Source organism: Parafilimonas sp. (genome assembly GCF_047606085.1).
GTDB lineage: Bacteria > Bacteroidota > Bacteroidia > Chitinophagales > Chitinophagaceae > Parafilimonas.
Map to the genome: position 1 here is coordinate 1 of NZ_JASGEX010000212.1, position 20,903 is coordinate 20,903.

The 20,903-nt window shown below is 42.4% G+C and carries 18 protein-coding genes and 1 riboswitch; of the genes, 1 reads left to right on the plus strand and 17 read right to left on the minus strand.

The genetic code is table 11. The features are described from left to right. Positions 1–204: 204 nt before the first annotated feature. The 7 genes from QM629_RS19055 to QM629_RS19085 form a co-directional block, all read right to left on the minus strand. Entirely contained in the window at positions 205–858 is a 654-nt protein-coding gene (locus QM629_RS19055; RefSeq protein WP_415161498.1) for a hypothetical protein, read from the minus strand. Between the two features lie 733 nt (positions 859–1,591). Next, positions 1,592–2,779, minus strand: a complete 1,188-nt coding sequence (locus QM629_RS19060; protein WP_415161499.1) for a trans-sulfuration enzyme family protein — start codon at positions 2,777–2,779, stop codon at positions 1,592–1,594. A 224-nt stretch (positions 2,780–3,003) separates the two neighbouring features. Continuing rightward, positions 3,004–3,118: riboswitch (SAM riboswitch) on the minus strand. Between the two features lie 100 nt (positions 3,119–3,218). Next, positions 3,219–4,100: a lipid A biosynthesis acyltransferase gene (locus tag QM629_RS19065; protein ID WP_415161500.1), complete on the minus strand. Its 882-nt coding sequence runs from the start codon at positions 4,098–4,100 to the stop codon at positions 3,219–3,221. Next, complete coding sequence (locus QM629_RS19070; RefSeq protein ID WP_415161501.1) at positions 4,100–4,360, minus strand: phosphopantetheine-binding protein; 261 nt, start codon at positions 4,358–4,360, stop codon at positions 4,100–4,102. Before QM629_RS19070 ends, QM629_RS19065 begins: the two co-directional genes overlap by 1 nt. 12 nt (positions 4,361–4,372) lie before the next feature. Continuing rightward, entirely contained in the window at positions 4,373–5,590 is a 1,218-nt protein-coding gene (locus QM629_RS19075; RefSeq protein ID WP_415161502.1) for a beta-ketoacyl-[acyl-carrier-protein] synthase family protein, read from the minus strand. Between the two features lie 114 nt (positions 5,591–5,704). Then, positions 5,705–6,433, minus strand: a complete 729-nt coding sequence (fabG, locus tag QM629_RS19080) for a 3-oxoacyl-ACP reductase FabG (RefSeq protein WP_415161503.1) — start codon at positions 6,431–6,433, stop codon at positions 5,705–5,707. Between the two features lie 116 nt (positions 6,434–6,549). Beyond that, positions 6,550–8,127, minus strand: coding sequence for an HAL/PAL/TAL family ammonia-lyase (locus QM629_RS19085; RefSeq protein WP_415161504.1), 1,578 nt, complete (start codon positions 8,125–8,127; stop codon positions 6,550–6,552). A 262-nt stretch (positions 8,128–8,389) separates the two neighbouring features. Here QM629_RS19085 and QM629_RS19090 point away from each other — a divergent pair, with 262 nt between their 5' ends. After that, positions 8,390–8,998 (plus strand): hypothetical protein, encoded by a 609-nt coding sequence (locus QM629_RS19090; RefSeq protein ID WP_415161505.1) that lies wholly within the window; start codon positions 8,390–8,392, stop codon positions 8,996–8,998. 356 nt (positions 8,999–9,354) lie between these two features. Here the strand turns inward: QM629_RS19090 and QM629_RS19095 are convergent, their stop codons facing one another. The 10 genes from QM629_RS19095 to QM629_RS19140 form a co-directional block, all read right to left on the minus strand. After that, positions 9,355–9,657 carry a polyhydroxyalkanoic acid system family protein gene (locus QM629_RS19095; protein ID WP_415161506.1) on the minus strand — a complete coding sequence of 101 codons (303 nt, stop codon included), beginning with the start codon at positions 9,655–9,657 and terminating at the stop codon, positions 9,355–9,357. 110 nt (positions 9,658–9,767) lie between these two features. After that, a complete protein-coding gene (locus QM629_RS19100; protein ID WP_415161507.1) occupies positions 9,768–10,463 on the minus strand; it encodes an oxygenase MpaB family protein in 696 nt (231 codons plus the stop codon). 631 nt (positions 10,464–11,094) lie between these two features. Continuing rightward, entirely contained in the window at positions 11,095–14,232 is a 3,138-nt protein-coding gene (locus QM629_RS19105) for an efflux RND transporter permease subunit (RefSeq protein WP_415161508.1), read from the minus strand. A gap of 150 nt (positions 14,233–14,382) precedes the next feature. Then, complete coding sequence (locus QM629_RS19110) at positions 14,383–15,483, minus strand: efflux RND transporter periplasmic adaptor subunit (protein ID WP_415161509.1); 1,101 nt, start codon at positions 15,481–15,483, stop codon at positions 14,383–14,385. A gap of 108 nt (positions 15,484–15,591) precedes the next feature. Next, on the minus strand, positions 15,592–16,947 hold the full coding sequence (locus tag QM629_RS19115) for a TolC family protein (protein WP_415161510.1): 1,356 nt from the start codon (positions 16,945–16,947) through the stop codon (positions 15,592–15,594). 24 nt (positions 16,948–16,971) lie between these two features. Further along, positions 16,972–17,346, minus strand: a complete 375-nt coding sequence (locus tag QM629_RS19120; RefSeq protein WP_415161511.1) for a hypothetical protein — start codon at positions 17,344–17,346, stop codon at positions 16,972–16,974. 162 nt (positions 17,347–17,508) lie between these two features. Continuing rightward, positions 17,509–18,678 (minus strand): methionine aminotransferase, encoded by a 1,170-nt coding sequence (locus tag QM629_RS19125; protein WP_415161512.1) that lies wholly within the window; start codon positions 18,676–18,678, stop codon positions 17,509–17,511. 78 nt (positions 18,679–18,756) lie between these two features. Further along, the gene (gene mtgA, locus QM629_RS19130) at positions 18,757–19,479 is read right to left on the minus strand and encodes a monofunctional biosynthetic peptidoglycan transglycosylase (RefSeq protein WP_415161513.1); all 723 of its coding nucleotides are present in this window, start codon (positions 19,477–19,479) and stop codon (positions 18,757–18,759) included. Positions 19,480–19,497: 18 nt separating this feature from the next. After that, positions 19,498–20,055, minus strand: coding sequence for a hypothetical protein (locus QM629_RS19135; RefSeq protein ID WP_415161514.1), 558 nt, complete (start codon positions 20,053–20,055; stop codon positions 19,498–19,500). A gap of 140 nt (positions 20,056–20,195) precedes the next feature. Next, a complete protein-coding gene (locus tag QM629_RS19140) occupies positions 20,196–20,855 on the minus strand; it encodes a LysE family translocator (protein ID WP_415161515.1) in 660 nt (219 codons plus the stop codon). Positions 20,856–20,903 lie beyond the last annotated feature (48 nt).

Below are 20,903 nucleotides of genomic sequence, written 5' to 3' on the forward strand. Positions count from 1 at the left end.
CCGAAAGCTTCCCGCCCATCTTCAAAATAACGTATGTAATGCCCGTGCCAAACCATGCCCAGCGGGTCTGCCTCATTAAAACGAACGTTCACTTCTATCTTCTCTGAAAGTAAATTGCTCATGGTCTTATCCCGGAAATAATTTTAACGGCATTAAGGGCAATGCAAAATATATGGAGTATAAATTTAAAATGCAGTAAAGATTTTAACTGCCGTATTTAGATTTCCACTCACTGTATTTTTTCTTTTCAATGGTATCAATCACATCTTTAAAAGCAGAAGCCCAGTAATTGCGGAAAGTAAAACCGCCAAACCGGCTTACAGAACCCTCCACCCGGTCTGTCATTAAAACTTTCCTGCTTTTCATGTCAATAAGCGTAACCCATACAGCCGCTGCCTTTTTTGATTTGCTTAAAGCCTCAGTAACGAAGAGCAAACCTATCCCGCTTTTATCGCCAAAGCTGTAGCCGCTTACTACTTTTGCCACATCGGATTCGGTAAACCTGTGAAAATCGCCGGTATTGGTGGACTTGATGGCTTCTGCATTGGCGCTTTCATTCTTTTTGGCCACATATCCTAAATCGTGATCAATCTCGCTTTTGTGAAAAGCGCCTGCCAGATCATATTTTTTGGGCTCGTTTACAATAACATCGTTAATGCCGGTAAACTGCCGGTCGCGTATATCCGTTTCGTTTGCAGCAGCATCGTCAATAAGGCGGGTTTGTGTAAAATCTATGCCCAGATAGAAGACCGGTGTTTCGCTGTTTGTAAAAACATCTTTTAAAGTTTGTGCGAAAGCGCCGTTAATCCCTATGCAGGCCGTAATAATAAGTGTAGTGATTTTGTGTTTGTAATTCATAGTAATACAATTTTGTTGATATACTGAATGTTTATTGGTAAACGATAGAGGAGCAAAATAAAATGTTTAAATTTTTGCGGGCATCGGCCTGCTTTTAATAATGTGTAATCTATTCACGGCTGCATCGTTGTATCCTGTGTTTTTATAAGGATAGCTTTTAGTAAACCCCGCTGCCAAAATTATGTTTTCTGATGAAGAACTTCTGATAAAACTGCAGTTTCTTTTTAGGCACAGGCTTCAATTTATGCATGCCTGTTTGCAACACTAAGAAAATAACTTCATAAGATAAAACCATAATGCCTCCGCCCCGCACACAAGACGGGGACGGAGGCAAGAGGCACTGGGGAAAAGGCATTAGTTTGAAAGAAAGCTTGTTTGCAGGGCTCTCATTCCAGAAATGATTTACAACAACAGTAATATATGCCTGTAATGGTGCAAATAAGAAATGGATGTAAGTTGAACCATAATTATGCCTGCATACTCAAACAGGATTTGGTTTGCTTTTCAAGAAATTTTCTTTCAATGCTGTTTCATTCGTACAAGTTTTTTTAATGGTCTCATGGAACCTCGCTATGCACATTCCCCTGTGTGAGAAAAAATTATCATGCTCGGTTTCATTCGTATATATTTATTTTTTCAGTTGTCTCATGCCCGCCTGACCGGCCAGTCGGGCAGGGAACGCCCTGATGTACATTCCCCCTATGTGTTGAATACATTTTACATGGGCGTTTCATTAATTATTAATCGCCGGCAGATTTATGCCGGCAGGTTTTTCTTTGTTAACAGCATCAAAAGCCTGTTCAAGATCTTCAATTAAATCGTCCGCTTCTTCCAGGCCAACAGATAAACGTATTAAGCTGTCTGCAACGCCTGCGTTTCTGCGCCTTTCAGCAGGAATGGATTTATGCGTCATGCTTGCAGGGTGGCACAACAGGCTCTTTACGCCGCCAAGGCTTTCTGCCAGCTTAAATAACCTGGTGTGGGTAACAAAATTAACTGCCGCTTGTTCTGTATCATTCTTTAATGTAAAAGATACCACGCCGCCAAAGCCTTTTGCCTGCCGCTTTGCGACGGCATGATTGTGATGTGACTGTAAGCCGGGATAATATACTTTATCAACAGCAGGATGCTGTTCAAGATATTCGGCAACAGCCTGCGCATTAATGCAATGCTGCTTTACACGAAGATGCAGTGTTTCAATGCCGCGAATTACGAGCCAACTGTCAAACGGTGCTAACACAGCACCGCCTGCATTTTGAAGAAACTTTATTTTTTCGCCAGGCACTGCATCTTTTGTTATCACAAGCCCGGCAATTAAATCGCTGTGGCCGCCGAGGTATTTGGTTGCAGAATGCACTACAATATCAGCTCCCAGCGTAAGAGGCTGCTGTAAGGCGGGTGAAGCAAAAGTATTATCCACGCAAAGTAAACACGAATGTGCCTTCGCAATTTTTGCAATAGCTGCTATGTCTGAAATTTTCAGTGTAGGGTTAGTGGGCGTTTCAATCCATATCAGCCTTGTGTTGGGTGTAATGGCATCAAACACATTGATGGCATTGGCGCTGTCAACATATTTTACGCTGATGCCAAACTTCTCATACACCTGTGTAAACAGGCGGAATGCCCCACCATAAATATCATCAACGGCAATAATTTCATCGCCGCTTTTTAGCAGCTTCAGCACTGCATCAATGGCTGCAAGGCCGCTGGCAAAAGCAATGCCAACGCTGCCGTTTTCAAGCTGCGCAATAATTTGCTCCAATGCAGCGCGTGTGGGATTGCTGGTTCTTGAATAATCAAAACCTTTGTTTATGCCTGGCGCCTCCTGCACATACGTGCTTGTTTGATAAATGGGCACTGCTATAGCGCCTGTTTGTGCATCAACAGGAATACTGTGAATGGTTTTTGTTGCGTTACTCATAAATTCCTCCTCTCCCAAAAGGGAGTGTTTTTGCTTCGCAAATGTTTAAGCTGCAAAGCGGTTAAAAATTTTGTTTAGACAGATTTTTATCAGGAGAAGCGTGCGTAACCGGCTTGATTGCCCTTTCACGGAGTTGGGTCATAATAAAAAAGCCCAACGGATAAGTCTGTTGAGCTTTGAATATAGTGCAGCGATGCTATCGCAAACAATTAAACTTTTACTCTGACTTATCTCTTCCCGCTGTTAGCGGGGTGGAGTTGGCACCTTCTTACAAGTGAGTAGCTTGTAAGGGTTGCCAAGGCTTCATCGGGCCAGTCCCTCTGCCTTTCTTGATAAGTTTTTAAAGAACTTCCGCAAAAAAAAGGCAGGAAATTGAAAGCGCCAAATAATTTTTTGATGATACAATAACAGTGTTTTATTCCCCAAAAAGGCCGGCTTGTCAGAACTTCCAGAAATCATAATAATTAAACCATTGTTCAGGATAAGCTTTCACTTTATCTTCCATTTCTCCGGTAAAATCTTTCAGCATTTGCGGAATAGCTTCTTTCTTATCATAAGCGGAATAGTCTCTGGCATGAGTTGAAAAAAAATGATAATGAAGCGCGGTTTCCTTCAACGCAAATACATAAGCAACCGGCACTTTAAATTTTACAGCCAGCAAAAAAGGCCCGAGCGGAAATTTAGCGGGGCTGCCCAGGAAGCTGGCTTCTATTGTCTTATTGCCTTCCACAAAACGGTCGGCATGCATGCAAACAAGCTCATTGTTTTTAAGCGCTTCGTTTATTTCAAAGATGTGCGAGAGATCGTTTTTTATAACAATAATCTTAGCAGAAGTTTCGCCGGTAACGCTTTTGAGGTATTCTTTTATTTTTTGATGTTCGCCGTCAAACATTACAATATTAATGCACGTGTTTAACCGTTTTAACAGATGCCCTGCAATTTCCCAACTGCCTATGTGGGCGCTTAACAGCAGCCCGCCTTTTTGCAGGGCTGTTATGTTGCGCAGGTTTTCTTCGCCATCAAAATTGAAAGTGAAGTCTGCCCCTGCGCCGCTCATGATGGCGATCTTATCAATCAGTACCTGGCCAAGCCGGTAGTAGTTTTTGTATAATTTAAGAAGAGCGGAAAAGCGGCCGTAATGCAACCGCCGGCGGTAAAAACCGTAAATAACAGAAGCAGCTTTGAACGAGAAAAGAAAGTAATACAATGCAACAACCGAGAGCAATGCATAAGCCGGCCTTACGCCAAATTTTTTTATGGTCGCTACAAAAATGCCGTATCCTAACGTGGTGCCTTTGCTCTTGCCTTGCCAGGATGGCATTATACAAGCTGTTTTGAATTTACCTTCGAAATGATGTAATCATAAAAATCGCTGAAGGTATTTACATCCAGGAAATCGCCCGGTTTTACCTTGAAATGAAAATTGTTTTCAATTACAACCACCAGGTCTATATAATCAAGGCTATCCAAATCGAGTGTTTCCTTTAAGTTGCCCTCCGGAACAATTTTTCCTGGTTCCACTTCAAACTCTTCAGCAAGAAAATTGTTGATCTTCGCTACTATTTCTCCATTACTGTTCATGGCAGTCAAGGTTCAGTGTTTTGTTACAATAATTGATGAATTCGTTCCTCCAAACCCAAAGGAATTGCTCAAAAATACATTTATATTTTTTTCCAGCGTGTTTTTTACCAGATTCAATTTGGCGGAGTCTTCATCAGGATTTTCAAAATTAATATTAGGCGCTATAAAATTATGCTGCATCATAAGCATAGAGTAAACTATTTCGCTTGCGCCAGCCATCCAGCATTCATGCCCGGTCATAGATTTGGTGGAACTTACATAAGGCCGGCTATTACCAAAAACCGCATTGATCGCCCTGGCCTCACTGGCATCGCCGGCCTGTGTTGAGGTGGCATGCGCATTGATGTAATCAATTTCAGCAGCCAGCAAACCAGCGTCTTTTAATGCCATTTGCAAGGAGCGAACCGGGCCGTTCACCGTAGGGTTTGAAATATGTTCGCCATTAGAAGAAAAACCATAACCGATCATTTCACCCAACACAGGCGCGCCGCGTTTTTGTGCCGATTCAAGGCTTTCCAGAATAACCGTTGCAGCGCCCCCGCTTGGCACAAGGCCATCGCGGCTGCGGTCAAAAGGCCTTGATGCTTTTGCTGGTTCTGATTCATGCGTGGAGAATGCCCCAAGTGCATCGAAATTGCCCATGGAAAGATGGTTTATCTCCTGTGCGCCGCCGGCAATAATGCAATCCTGCAAACCCGTTTTTATAAAAAGATAAGCCAGGCCAATGGCATGTGAGCCGCTGGCGCAGGCCGCGCTCACGGTGAGGTTGATGCCTTTCAGCTTAAAAATGGTGGAAAGGTTCATAGTAACGGTGGAATTCATGGTTTTGAATACAGAGGCCGATCCCACCATCATGGTATCTTTTTTCTGCCGCATGATGTCAACGCCTTCAATAACGGGTTGGGCAGAACTGTCATTACCGAACAAAATGCCTACTTCCTGTTCATGCATATAATCTTCATCAAGCTTTGCATGCTGCAATGCCTCCAGCGTAGATATATATGCATACTCACCCTGTTCAGGCAGCATAATGCGTGAACGCCTGTCGAGCAGGTGTTTCAGGTTAGGCCTGTCCACCCAGCCGGTAAGGCCGGAACGGTAACCAAATTCTTTACGCACCGGGTCGAGCACAATGCCTGATCTGCCCTGGTATAAAGCATCCCTTACCTCACCGAGGTTTTTACCGATGCAGGAATAAATGCCCAAGCCTGTTATTACAACTCTGTTCATAAGCCTCCATCCCCTAAAGGGGAGTATGCCCCAACCCTGAAGGGAGTTTAATTTTTTTTAATTATAAAATCATTATTATTATGTGAATCGAATTCATTACTCATCATTCACAGCTTAAGTATATAACCCCCCATTTACCGAAATTACTTCGCCTGTAATATACGCTGCCTGCGGTGCAGCAAGAAAGCCTACGGTGTAAGCTACTTCTTCAGGTGTGCCAAAACGGTTAACCGGAATTAATGATTTTAACTGGCCTTCATCCAAGCCCTGCGTCATATCTGTTTTAATAAAACCCGGGGCAATGGCATTAACGGTGATATTTCTTTTGCCCACTTCCTGCGCCAGCGCTTTTGTAGCGCCGATAATGCCTGCCTTTGCGGCTGAGTAATTCACCTGGCCGGGCATGCCTTTTATGCCGGAAAGCGAAACAATATTGATGATGCGGCCATAGCGTTTCTGCAGCATGCTGTTCAATACAACCCGCGTTACATAAAAGAAACCATCAAGGCTTGTTGTTATAACCTGCTCCCACTGGTCGTCGTTCATCCAGAACATCAACGCATCATCCCTTATGCCGGCATTGTTCACCAAAACTTCCACAGGGTTAGCTGTATTTTTTTCAATCCATCCGCCCAATATATTTTTTATGGCTTCTTTATCCGTCACATCAAATGACAGCAATTCGCCTGTTGCATTTTTTTCTTCTATGGCCTGCAAAGTTTTGCGGGCTTCCTGTTCATTACTTCTGTAATTAATAATAACATGATAGCCCATTTCGGCCAGCTTTATGCAAACCGCTTTACCAATACCTCTTGAACCGCCGGTAACCAATGCAGATTTCATTCGTACAAGTTTGTTTTTTCAATGGCCTCATGGAACCTCGCTATGTACATTCCCCTGGTGTGAGAAAAAATTATCATGCTCGGTTTCATCCGTAATATATTTCCCGCAAATTTATTTTAAATATCAGCATTTGCCGGCAACCCGGCGTTTATAAACATGAAAGGGTCTGATGTTTCAAAGTAATTTTTAACTTCCGCAAGCTCTTTATACCTAGGCATATCGTTAATAAACTTAGGAAATATTTTCCTGATGGCCGTATAAACCGCGTTGGTTTTTGAAGAGAGCTGGTCAGCGCAATGAAGATAATCCACAGCCTGTAATACAGTCATCATTTGTATGGCCAATACTTCAAAAGAATTATCAATTACTTTTTTGGTAATCAGGGCTGCATTGGCGCCCATGCTTACCATATCCTGGTTATCATTGTTATTGGGAATGCTGTGCACATACATGGGGAAGGATAAGGTTTGATTTTCTGCCACGGTTGATACCGCGGTGAACTGCACGCCCTGCATGCCGAAATTATAGCCCGGCACGCCCAGGTTTACAAACGGCGGAAACTTCTGGTTAAGCTTATCGTTCAGCAGATAATTCAACTGGCGCTCGCTGAGCATGGATAGCTTGGTAACAGCTATTTTCAGCTTATCCATTTCGAGCGAAACATAGTCGCCGTGAAAATTGCCGCCATGAAATATATTATGGTTCTCATGGTCAACAACAGGGTTATCGTTTACTGAGTTTAGCTCATCGGTAACAATTTTTTCTGCATGCCGTATGGTATCGAAAACAGGCCCCAGTATTTGTGTAACACAACGCAGCGAATAATACTCCTGCACCTTGTCTTCAAATATCTCTTTCTGCCTGATGGCATCCGATTCATACAGATGCTCTTTGCGGCTGCGGATGAGCTTGCTGTCGCAGAGGATATCCCGCATTACAGCGGCCACCCGGTTCTGTCCTATATGCGGTTTTACAATATTCAGTTCGTAAGAGAAATGATCTGAATAGGCGCCCACCACTTCATTGGTTAGTGCAGATAACAGGATGATCCAGTGCAGCAATTTATTGGCCTGCAGAATGTTTATCATGCCAATGCCTGTCATGGCCGACGTTCCGTTCAATATGGCCAAACCTTCACGTATATGAATAGTAAGCGGCTGAATATTGAAGCGGCTGAACACTTCCGCCGTTGATTGAATTTCATCTTCCACATATACTTCGCCTTCACCAATTAGTGTAAGTGCAAGATGGGCCAGTTGCACCAGGTCGCCACTGGCGCCCACACCGCCATGCTCATATATACAGGGAACAATATTTTTATTGATAAGCGTAACCAGCAATTCCACCGTTTCCCTGTGTATGCCCGAATAGCCCTGCATCAGGCTGCTTAAACGGGCAATGATTACTGCCTTGCAAAGCAAAGGCGGCAAAGGTTTGCCGCTGCCTGAACTATGGCTTCTTATTAAATTGTATTGTAACTGAAGCGTCCTGTCGTCACTGATCCTGTACTGGGCCATTGGCCCGAAACCGGTGTTAATTCCATAAATAACTTTCTCCGTTGAAAATTGTTTCAGAAATTCAAAATTCTTATCAATTTTTTCAAGCGCTTTCGTATTTAGCTCTATTTCGCTCTCTTCAAAAAGGATTTTTGAGAAATCTTCCAAAGAAAGAACCTTTCCGCCAACTTCTGTCATATCAGTAAATCGTTTGGGCTACTACATGTGTGGGCAAAGCAAATAAAATATAAGCAAACAGCAAATTTTTTTAAACGGGGCGCAACATGCATTCGCATTACATACAGATTAAGCCTTTGGCAGCAGCCGCAAACATGATGAAGTTAATAATTATATAGTAAAGAAATCAGCGCAAAAAATAAATCCCGCTTTCAGATGATGATGCCTGCAGCAATATTGCAGCAGCATATCATAGTATTTTTTTAAACAAAAATCAGTAGCAATGAAACTGACATACGCTGCCTTTATCTTATTTACGCACATTTTATTTTCCGCCTGCAAAAAAGATAGCAGCGGAAGCAGTAGCGGTGACTATTACATGAAGTTTAAGCGTGATGGAACAGAAATTAAAATGACCTACATCCCACAGGCATTTTTCACAGATGTTTCTTCCATAGGGCTGTACAACTGCAGCCTTGAGGCATTTACAAGCGATGGCAAAACAACCCTGATATTGATGATATATGACCCATCGGCTATAGCCGCAGGCAAAACTTATATGCAGGATTATTTTCCTTCAGTTGCCATAGTGCAGGCACAGATGGCTTATACAGATGAAACAGCCACCGGCTATTCATCCGGTTCAACTATATCAGACCCTGATGCGGCCTGCATCATAACGATTAGTGAGCTTACCGATACTTATATTAAAGGCACCTTTTCAGGCAAGCTGCTTACCAGCGATTATAATGGAATTAAGTATGCCATTACCGATGGTGCGTTTTACCTGCCAGTAAAAAAGGAATCGGGTTTAATGCTTAAAGCAGTAATATGCCCAGGGCAAACGCATCTAAATTGCAGAAAGAGCCTTATGCCCGGTTTTATTTTGTAAGATCCTGCTTTGGCGGGATCAGGAGATGTCTGTAATAAGAGGAGTGCCGTAAGCACGGTATATAATCTTTCAAACGGGTTGAAACCCGTTTTTATAGTGCGCAAGGGATAAATTAGTGAATAATATTTCTTTGTCAGACCTCACCCCCTAACCCCTCCCGAATGGTCGGGACAAGTGCTCCAAAGGAGAGGGGAGCTAAAACCGAACAACACAAAATCACTTTTTTACACCATGCAGAGTATACAATATTTTTCGAGGCTACGCCTCTTCTTATCCAGTTTAAAATTTAGATGCGTTTGCCTTGGTAATATACTAAAAGCCGGCCTTACAGGTACAGGGGTTGCATACTGATATTTCTACGCCAGCAACTCCTTCGTTTTTTTTGTGATCATATCGCCGATAGCACCTTTAAAAAAGGAAACAGCAAATGGTAGGTCGGAATTGATCTGCACATTGGAATCGTTAACAGTAATATCACCGGCAAGATCAAACCCTTTGGCCTTAAATTTAAAATTGCCTTTATTATCCTGCCAGTTTTCCTGCACATCAGAAACAATATCTTTCTTCTCTTCTTTTAAATTAGAGAGCAGGTTTTTTATTCTTGTTAAAGCCTCTTCTTTGGAAAGGCTGTGCGGTATATTTAAATTTAGTGATGACATAGTTTGCGAAAATGTGTTTCTTCTTTAACAACAGGAAATTTATTATTAACAACTATCAACATTGTATCTTTTCAAAAATGATGCTGAAATTAAAAAGCGATTGCTGAAGTTTACACAATATCCAGATCTTTTACCTGAACTTTATATTTCTCCGGCAAAACCAAAGCCTTAAATGCCTTATCAAGATTAACGGTTGCTGATAATTTATATGCAGGTATAATTAGGCGCATCACAGAAAAATTACTGAAGCCCAGTAATTCATGCGCCCGTTTTGGCACCAGCAATTTTTGCGCTTCAATCAGTATGTAATAGCGGAAAGCGCCCAGGTGTTTTTTATATTGCCTAAACAAATCTGTTGTGAAATTCGTTTTAGCCAGATCGTTTTGAAGGTGTTGCGCATAATCGGTTTTCCAGGCATCATAATTATGCGGCAATGCTTTTAAGTGCATGCGCTCGCCTACCCTGTAAAACACATTAAACACTTCTTCTTTTTCCGGTGCGGTTAATTTTCTTTCCAGCAATTCATAAGATGCAATGGAATAATGAATGAGCATGTACAGCACATCGCGGTAAGCCCAACCGGGTATTGTTGCATTCCTGCTTTGTTCAACGGCAGCATGAATACCGGTGATCTTATCAATGGCTTTTAAAGCATCATCCCATTTTGCAAAAATGATGGCGCGGGCATACGTAACAGTTGAAAACAACCGGCCAATAGGATCGGCGGGCAGCTTACCTGTAAAATACAGCCAGTCAACAGCTTTGTTCAGGGAAAACTCTGCAGCAGAGCCTGCAAATATGAACATGACCGTATCGGCCCTGCCCCAAATTTTTTTACAATGGAATTGGGTTCAACAAAAAGTGCTGCTGTTTCCTCAATGCACATATCAATTATTGCAGGCAAATATCTTTCATCTTATCAACTTTCAGTCATACGTATTATTTAAATTAAAGTGAGTTCGGAATAAGCAGAGGGCAGCACGTCATGTCGACGTCAGGAGACATCCCTCGAAATTCAACCAGCTGAAAATTCATGAGACCTCTCCTGACGTCGAGGTGACGGTTTAAGTTCGTGACAAAAAACAAACAGTATAATGTTCAATCAGAATCCCAATTTCTTATCCCGAACGCACATTAAATTAATTGCTTTTACAAAGCGAAGGCCTTAGGCAGGATTTGCCTAAAGCCTTTTGCCCAACCTGTTTATTATCTACCATAGCCGTCAACTTAGGAGAAACACGATCAATGAAAGACCCCGAATGGGGTTTAATTTAAATAGCCATCGGTGGCACCGGTGGGCAAATGAAATGGTTTTGATATTGAACCCGCCTCGGCGGGTTCAACAAAAAATTCGACATTTTTACCGTGAGTGAAACTCACGGCTATTCAAATTCAAGCCCTTTGGGCTTAAGTTGACGGCTATGATCATCTCCGAAATCAGTTATTCAGAAAATCTATCTTCTTAATCAGTTTCCGGTTAGCGCGTTTATGCATTAAATTGTAAATTTTGGAATAGATAACCGGCAATATCAATAAAGTAAGTATGGTTGATGTTACCAATCCGCCTATTACAACAATAGCGAGGGGCTTTTGTGTTTCGCTGCCAATGCCGGTGCTTACGGCCGCCGGCAATAAACCAATGGCAGCCATTAAAGCGGTCATTACAACAGGCCGTATGCGGGAACGCACACCTTCTGAAATGGCTTTGTTAACCGGCATTTTTTCTTCAAGATTTTTCCGGAAAACACTTATCAGTATCACCCCATTCTGAATACAAACGCCAAACAATGCAATAAAGCCAATACCAGCGCTTATACTAAAATTGATGCCTGTTATATGCAGCGCCAGTATGCCGCCGATCAACGCAAAAGGCACATTTAAAATAGTAAGCACAGCGTCTTTTGCATTGCCAAACGTGATGAACAAAATGAGGAAGATAGCCAGCAAACATAAGGGCACTACGCGCTGCAGGGTAAGGCTTGCCCTTTGTGCATTTTCAAACTCACCATTCCATGTTAAAAAGTATCCTTTCGGCAAATGTACATTGGCATTTACTTTTTGCTGCGCCTCGGCAATGGTGCTGCCCAGGTCGCGGTCGCGGTTGGAAAATTTAACCGCGATGTACCTTGCATTATTATCACGGTAAATAAATGCAGGGCCGGTAAGCATTACAATGTCTGATATTTCTTTCAACGGCACTTTGGCGCCGTTTTGCGCCGGCACCATCAGGCTCTCAATTTTTTCCTGTGCATCGCGGTATTCAAGCGGGTAACGGATGCGCACATCAAACCTTCGCTCGCCTTCGTATAATTCTGTGGCAGCCTTGCCGCCTATGGCCATTTCAATTACCAAGTTGGCATCTTCTGTATTTACGCCATATAAAGCCATGCGCTGCTGGTCCAGTTCAATGCGAAACTCAGGCTGGCCAAGATTTCTTAACAAGCCCAAATCATTAATGCCATTCACTGTTTTTAACTGGCCCGCTACCTGTTTGGCCAGCGAATCCAAAGTATTAAAATCGGTACCAAAAATCTTTACCGCAAGTGAAGCATTTACACCAGCCACCGCTTCTTCCACATTATCACGGATGGGTTGCGAATAATTCAACACAATGCCCGGTATTTTAGAAAGCTGTTCATTCATGGCATCAATCAATTCATCCTCCGTCAGTTTTCTTTTCCATTGCTCATGCGGCAGCAGATCCACCTGTATCTGCACATCAAAAAAACCTTTGGGGTCTGTGCCATCATTCGTCCGGCCCACCTGCGCGAGTGTTTGTTTCACTTCCGGAAATCCACGCAGTATGTCTGTCATTTTATCAGATAGCGTTCGGGATTCATCAAGCGAAACGCTCATGGGCAATTCTGCTTCCACCCATAAGGCGCCTTCATTTAAAGCAGGTAAAAATTCTGTGCCGATGAACTTTACGGAGAAGAATGTTATTGCCATTATTATAACAGCGATGAGCAAACTTGTGTTCTGGTATTTATATGTTTTATTGAATAACCTGGTAATATTCTTTTCAAAAAACAATACAACAGGATTATGCTTTTCCTTTACATTTTTACGAAGCAGGATGCTGGAAATGGCGGGCACGAATGTTAAGGTTAACAGCAAGGCACCCAGCAAGGCAAAAGCCAGCGTATAAGCCAGCGGGGAGAACATTTTGCCTTCTACTTTCTGGAAAGAAAATATAGGCACAAGGCAGGTGATGATAATAAGTTTGGAGAAGAAAATTGACTTGCCCATTTCAGTACCGGTATTTTTAAACAGGCCCAGCTTTGCCAGCTTATTAAACTTCTCCATGCCCATTTCCCGCGCTTTCTGATCGAGCACCACATATAAACCTTCCACCATTACCACCGCCCCGTCTATGATAATACCAAAGTCAACAGCGCCAAGGCTCAACAGGTTTGCCGACATGCCTTTTATGCGCATGCATATAAAAGCAAACAACAACGATAACGGAATGATGATGCTCACCGTTACCGTTGTGCGCCAGTCGGCCATAAAAAGAAATACGATAACGGTTACGAGTATAATGCCTTCGGCGAGATTATGCAGCACGGTATGCTGGGCAAAATCCATAAGGTTAGTGCGGTCGTAAAATGTATCAATCTTTACACCGGCCGGCAACACATTGTTATTAAGGTCTTCTACTTTTTCGTGTATGGCATCAAGCACTTTGGAAGGGTTTTCTCCCTTGCGCATTACGATGATGCCTTCAATCACATCAGGCTGCTTATCTCTTGTAACCCAGCCCAGGCGCGGCTTCCCGGCTTCCTTAACCTGTGCAATGTTTTTTACAAGCACAGGCACGCCATTTAAATTGGTTACAATAATATTTTCTATCTCGCCTATGTTGTTCAGCACGCCAATGCCACGCACAACATAAGCCTGGCCGTTGCGTTCAATAACATCACCGCCCACATTAATATTGCTTTTCTGGATAGCGCTGTACACATCGAGCGGCGAAAGATTGTACTTGGTAAGCACATCGGGGTTTACGCTTACTTCAAAGGTTTTTTCTTCGCCCCCAAAACTGTTTACATCCGCAACGCCGGGCACCGATTTAAACTGGCGGTCAAGCACCCAATCCTGTATGGTGGTTAAGTCGCGTATTGAATAGGTATTGCTTTTTAGAGTATAGCGGTATATTTCGCCGGTGGGGCCATAAGGCGGCTCCACTTCGGGCTTTACGCCATCGGGCAAATCGGCGTTGCCTATGCGGCTAAGCACCTGCTGGCGCGCAAATGCATCATCCACATCATCATCAAAAATTATTCTTATGTAGGATAAGCCGAAGGCAGATGTGGAACGAAGGTTTGCTTTCTTCTGCACACTGTTCAGTTCTGTTTCGAGCGGGATGGTGATAAGCTTTTCCACTTCTTCTGCACTGCGGCCGGGCCATTGTGCAATGATGATGATTTGCGTATTGGTAACATCAGGAAATGTTTCGATAGGCGTGTTGTTATAACAGGCAAAGCCTATTACCGCCATTACACCTGTAAGAAAAAAGATGAAGTAGCGATGCCTTAACGAAAAATATATGATTTGTTTAATGAACTTGTTCATTGTAATGAGTTGTTGGATATTAAGAATCCATATTGATAAATACAGGTTGATCTGAATTTGAAACCAGCGCTGCCCAATGATATACAGTACAAGTGTTGCGACGCAAGGGACGATGCCATAGAATAATTTGCCGGTATCATAACAACAACCTTAAAACTCAGAATTCAGTGCCGTATATATAAGCAACTGGTTTTTTGTAATGAGCTTGTCGCCGGGTTTTATATCGCCGCTAATAAAGGCCTTGCTGCCCGAAACCTGCAGCAGGTTTACCGGGTTAACCTTGAGGCTGTCGTTGGCATAGTAGCTGATGATATAGTTTTTACCATTATCGGCAATAAGGCTGCTGAACGGAATGCACAGCGCCTGCTGCGATTGCCGGGTGGCCACCGTAACTTTTGCAAACATTTGCGGCTTGAGCGTAAGGCCTGCATTGCTGAGGCTGATGCGCACTTTCATGGCTTTGTTTTCAGGATCGAGCACCTGGCTTACCTGGTCTATTTTCCCTGTGTACACTTTATTGGGAAAAGCGAGCGTGGTTACCTCTACATTATCGCCTTCATGCACCCGCGCTATATCGGCTTCAAAAACGTTGGCCCATATCCATACATTTTTGAGATCGGAGATGGTGAAAAGATTATCGCCCATATCGCTGCGGATAAAATCGCCTGCATTCACCTTCTTCTCCACCACATAGCCATCTATGGGCGCCACCAACTGATATACGCCGCTCGCCGATGAACGGGTGCCGCTGTTGATGCTGATAGACGACTGGATTTTTTCTTTTGCCGATAAAGCTTTCTGGTAATTCTGCCTGGCTTCGTTATAATCTTTTTCGCTGGCGATGCCGTTTTGATATAAGGACTGCTGGTTTTCCATTTCGCGTTTGGCAATAGCAATGTCTGCATCGGCGCCCGATAAATCTGCATAATTGCCGGCCACATCAGCGCTGCGGATAACAGCAAGCACCTGCCCTTTTTTTACTTTATCGCCCAGCGTAACTTTTGATTCAGTTACCTGGCCGCTGCTGCGTGGAAACACTTTAATTACATTGTTCTCATTAAAGCTTACCTGGCCACTTAACGTTAGTGCGTCGTCAACATTGCAGGTAGTTACTGTATCAATGGCAATCATTTTAGCCATTGTATCACTCAGCACAAATTTGCCTGGCTTGGGCGCTTCCTTTTTTTCGTGGCAGGAAGCCGCGCTGGTAACGGTTATAATCACTGCGCTTATTGAAAGAAATCTTTTCATTCGTACAAATTTTATTTTTCAATGTTCTCATGGAACCTCGCTATGTACATTCCCCTGTGTGAGAAAAAATTATCATGCTCGGTTTCATTTCGTAAATATTTTTAGAAATTATTTTATTACATCAATGCCTGTTTCGTAATTGAGGGCGTCTGTCGCCAATGCAAGATTCAGTTGTTGCTGCAGCAGTTTATCCTGCAGGTCTTTATAATCATTAAAAAAATTAATAAACTCGAGGAAACTTACCTGCCTCGCTTTATAGCTGTTAAACATGCTCTGATACAGGCTTTCATAACGCTGAACAAATTGCTGCTGTTCCGGTGTGTTTAGAGTGAGCGCCAGCTTTAGTTTGTTATATGCATTCACTACATTATTCTGCAGTTCGGTTTCAGCATTGCTTTGTATGGCCTGCTGCTGCTGAACAGCGGCACTGGCCGATTGTATATTGCCTTTATTTTTATTGAACAAAGGCAGGGGCAGTGAAACGCCGATGCCAAAATAATCCGGTGCATAATTGGAAAGCCTGTCGTAGTTAGGCGTAATGGTTACATCCGGCACACGCAATGCTTTTTGGTATGCCAGCATTTGCTGCTGGTAAATGGTTTGCTGCTGCTGCATCTGATAATAAGGGTTGTTTTGCTTTGCCTGTTCAATTAATATCGAAGCATCTTCCGGTAATAATACCTGCGGCATTGAATTGATGTCAGGCTTAATAAAAACATTACTATTGATGTGCAGCAGGGTTTTCAGATCCGCTTCCGCATCTGCCATATCGCTGCCCACATCTATCATATCCTGCTTTAATAAAACAACCAATGATTGCAGTTGCAAATAATCTTTTTGTGAAATATTACCGGCATCCAGTTGCTGCTGCATCGCAGCAAGCAGTGTGTTTAACTGTGCCTGCTGCTGCCGGTAAAAATTATAGCTGCCAAGGCTTCGTGCAATGGTGTAATAATCAATATGCAACTGGCTCCTTAGTTTTCTCACCACATCCTGCAACTGCAGTTTGCTTATTGCAGTATTGGTTTGTGCAGCCGCAATGAGTTTGCCGCGCTTGCCTGCTGTTTTAATCAACTGGTCAATGCCGATAAAATACTGTGCGCCGGGCGAACCATCAGGTAATTTTTTATAAGGAAGAAAGTTATGATTGGCCATTACTACCTGGTCTGTATGAAATACCGGGTTATCCCAGTATTTCGCCTGCATTACCTGGGCTAATGCAGCATCCACATTGTAATGGGCCGCAAGAACAGAAAGGTTGCTGTCAAGAAAAATTTTTTCGGCCTGCAGTAAAGAGATATGTAAAGTGTCTGTTTGATTGCTGTATTGTGCATGCAACTGCAAACACAGCATTATTAAAATGCACGAATGCATTATTCTGCCTTTAAAAGGCATGCGTAAAAAAGGTATCACGTTAAAAGTTTTTGGGAAATAAATGATAAGGCAGGCTTTGAACCAAGCCATGTGTGTTACCAAAAAAGTTAAGTGCTACGCCTTTGGAGGGGGAGGATTGATTTCTTTAAAAAAAAGAAAGTCGTAATCTATTTTATGCGGAAATAAATATTCCTTATTTACCGGCGATGTGGCTTTTGCTTTAAAAGGCTGAAAAGAAAAATTGTTCAGGTCAATATGTTTGGAAAACGGGAAATCTTTATGCCCGTCGTTTGGATATTCAGGAAACTGGTTATGGTGCTTTAGGATAATCTCACCAATATATTCTGCAACGCAATTAATTTCATTATAATAAAAAATAGTATGCTTTTGCTGCATCCAGCTCATGTCCTGCGCATAAATACTTATATTAAGTATTTGGAGCGCTACAACCAGTGCTATACATTTTGCAAAAGCTATTCTCAGTTTCATTTCGCTGCACAAGGTTACTGCAATTTCACAAACCGCTTTGTTAACAAGTATAAAAATTACATAATGTTGCCTGAAATGACTGCAACAACGGGTGCATGACTGAACAGGTGTGAAGCGAAAGGTTTAATTGCCTGTTTAAAATCATAAAAAAATAATAAGGCTTTACAATTTGCTTAACCTGTCAGCAGCTTCTTTTAAGGTGGCCTCTTTTTTTGCAAAGCAAAAACGTAATACATTATCATCTTTCCCTGATTGATAAAAACTGCTCAGCGGCACAGCCGTTACACCATATTCTTTGGTTAAACGAATGGCCAGCTCCATATCATTTTCATCACTGAACCCTTTATAACTATAACACTGGAAATAACTGCCATGGGAAGGAAGCGGCTTAAACTTTGTGGCCAGCATACGATTCTGGAAATAATCTCTTTTGCGCTGAATAAAATTGCCCAGCGATAAATAGGCATCTTCATTATTTAAAAAATCAGCCAATGCATACTGCACAAAACTGTTAACACTAAAACAGTTGAACTGGTGCACTTTCCTGAATTCCTTCATCAGCAGGGGCGAAGCAATGCAGTAGCCAATTTTCCAGCCGGTGCAATGGTATGTTTTGCCAAATGAAAAACATACAAAGCTTCTTTCCATGAGCTCAGGATATCGCAAAATACTTTGATGCGCAAGGCCATCGAACACCAGGTGCTCATACACTTCATCGCTTACAATAAAAATGTTTTTATGTTGCTGAACGATAGATTTTAATTGTTCAATATCACCTTCATTTATTACAGCGCCTGTTGGGTTGTGCGGTGAATTAATAATGATGGCTTTTGTTTTGGCTGTGATTTTTTCATGCACTTCATTCCACGGAATACTATAAGCGGGATATTGCAGGGGAATTAAGACAGGCTTTGCACCGTTAACAAGAATGTTGGGGATATAACTATCATAAGCAGGTTCAAATACAATTACCTCATCATCTTTTTCCAGCATGCTGGTGAGCGAAGTATAAATAGCATACGTGCCGCCCGGTGTTATGGTGATTTGCGCATCCGCATTCACATTGCTGTCATATAATTTCTTTGCTTTTTGTGCGATCTTTTCGCGCAGCAACGGCACACCGCACATGTGCGCATACTGGTTATGCCCCTGCAACATGGCTGTATTTACCAAGCTTATCAGTTCTTCACTCATCATAAAATCAGGAAAGCCCTGGCCCAGATTAATGGCATTGTGCTCCAGCGCCAACTGGCTCATTATAGTGAATATGGTTGTGCCGGTATCGGGGAGTTTACCCCCATCCCCCAAAGGGGAGTATAATTTTAAGTTCACAAGTTTGCGAGTTTAAATGTTCACAAGTTTACGGGTTTACAACAACCTTTCAACTTAATCAACTTATCAACCAATCAACTACTTACGCAACAATGCTGCCGTATTCTTATCATCCTTTACATTGTTCATCTGCCTTAATATCCATTTACTTTTCCAGCTTACAAAACGGCTGGCTGGTTTTACGGAATATATTTTTGGATTGGGAAGACATGCAATAACCATAGCCGCTTCGTTGCGCGATAAATTTTTAGCAGGCTTGCCAAAATATTGCTGCGCTGCCGCTTCAATGCCAAAAATGCCTTTACCCATTTCAATGGTGTTAAGATATACTTCGAGTATGCGGCGCTTGCCCCAAACCAATTCAATCAATCCTGTATAAACAGCTTCCAGCGGTTTGCGTATATAACGTAATATGCCTTCGCCCTGGAACAGAAAAACATTCTTTGCGGTTTGCTGGCTTATGGTGCTGGCAGCAGCACCCGCCGCTCTCCTGTTTTTTGAAGGATCGTTATCCATACTTTTTGAAATGGCCTTCCAGTCGAAACCATTATGCACCGGAAATAACTGGTCTTCGCCGGCAATGGCAGCCAGCTTTACATTGGACGAAATATCATCCCAGCTTACATAATCTCTTTTTAAACCATACCCGCCAACCCAGTTTGTAAGTTGCGTAAAAGTTATGGGCGGCATCAGCCATTTACAAATCAATAAATAAATGAGAGAAAGTATAAATCCATAAAGAATTACTTTAAAGAAACGACGCAGCAATATTTTGAACCTGGATTGCTTTACTGATTTCATTCAGGGCCGAAAGTACTATTAAGATGGTTTTGCGCTGATATATTCTATATGATATTTTTTACCGATGATATAGGTTGATTTATGCGTTAGCCCCAATACGACACCCACCGCCAGCACACCTGCTGCAATACTGACTTTAGGCAGGTTGTCTGAACCAAAAACGGGCTCGTTTAAACGCAATGTGTTAATAATATTCAGCAATAAATAGCCGCCGCCTCCAATATCAAATATCCATCCGTTCTTCACATACCCAAAACCCCTATCTTCTTTTGGAAATGCTTTTAGCTGGTTGGGGTGCACAGCCATCAACCCAAAATAAGTGGTGTCTAAAAACGGCAACCCAAGCCGGTTAGCATACGTTTGTACCACATAAGGGCGCAGGTATAAGCTATCATCCTGTATTTTATATATCTCCGCAGTTACCCAGTTGCCGTTCTTCAACTGTCCATAGAAATAATTTCCTTTAAACCAGCTTTTAATAACCTTATTATTTTTTTTAAGCTGAATAAAATCAGACTGTGCGAAAGAAGAAGTAAAGGCTAATGCAGCAATGATTACGAGTATGCAGCGTTTCATTCGTACATATTTGTTTTTTTAATGGCCTCATGCCTGCCTGTCCGGCAGACAGGGAACCTCGCTACATCCATCTGATGTGAGAAAAAATTATCCTGCTCGGTTTCATTTTTAAAAATACAACGCCGCCTGGTAATGGCTTGTTAAAGGTTGCCTGCATGTGCATTCCGGATAAGCATGGTAATAATGATAGCTATGCCAAAGCCGATTAATATGAAACCGGAAACACGATTGATGATATGAATATTATGCGGGGTTAACTTCAGCCGTATCTTATTTGCCAGTAATACTTTGGTGGTGTCTGCAGCCAGGTTAAATGCCAGCGTGGTAAGAAAAACGATAAAACGGTATTGCCCGGGATGTTCCACCAGTTTTGAATCCGCCGTTATGGTTGCGGTAGTGGCAAACCAAAATAACAGCGCCCCCGGGTTTAATGCATTCATAAAAAAACCGGAGAAAAAAATACCTGCCAGATGATGGGTGCGCAGGTTATTTTCTGTAAGCATCCCATTTGCCGTTTGCACCTTGCGAAAGAAAAAATTATAAATGCCCAAAGCCACCAGTAAACTGCTGCCGGCAATGCCGATAATGAGCTCATGCTCTAATACCGCATCAAACAAACTGGTAAACATATTGCAAACGACCACAATGAGCACATCGCTCACCGATACGCCTGCAATAAATGCATAACCGCCGCGATGGCCATTATTGAGACTTTGTTTAAGGATAGAAAAAATTACAGGACCAACAGACACACTTAACAGCAAGCCTAAAATTAATCCCTTCACTAATGCTTCAAACATTATGAAAACTTATGGTACATTAATTGGCGGCAAAGTAAAGAATTATTC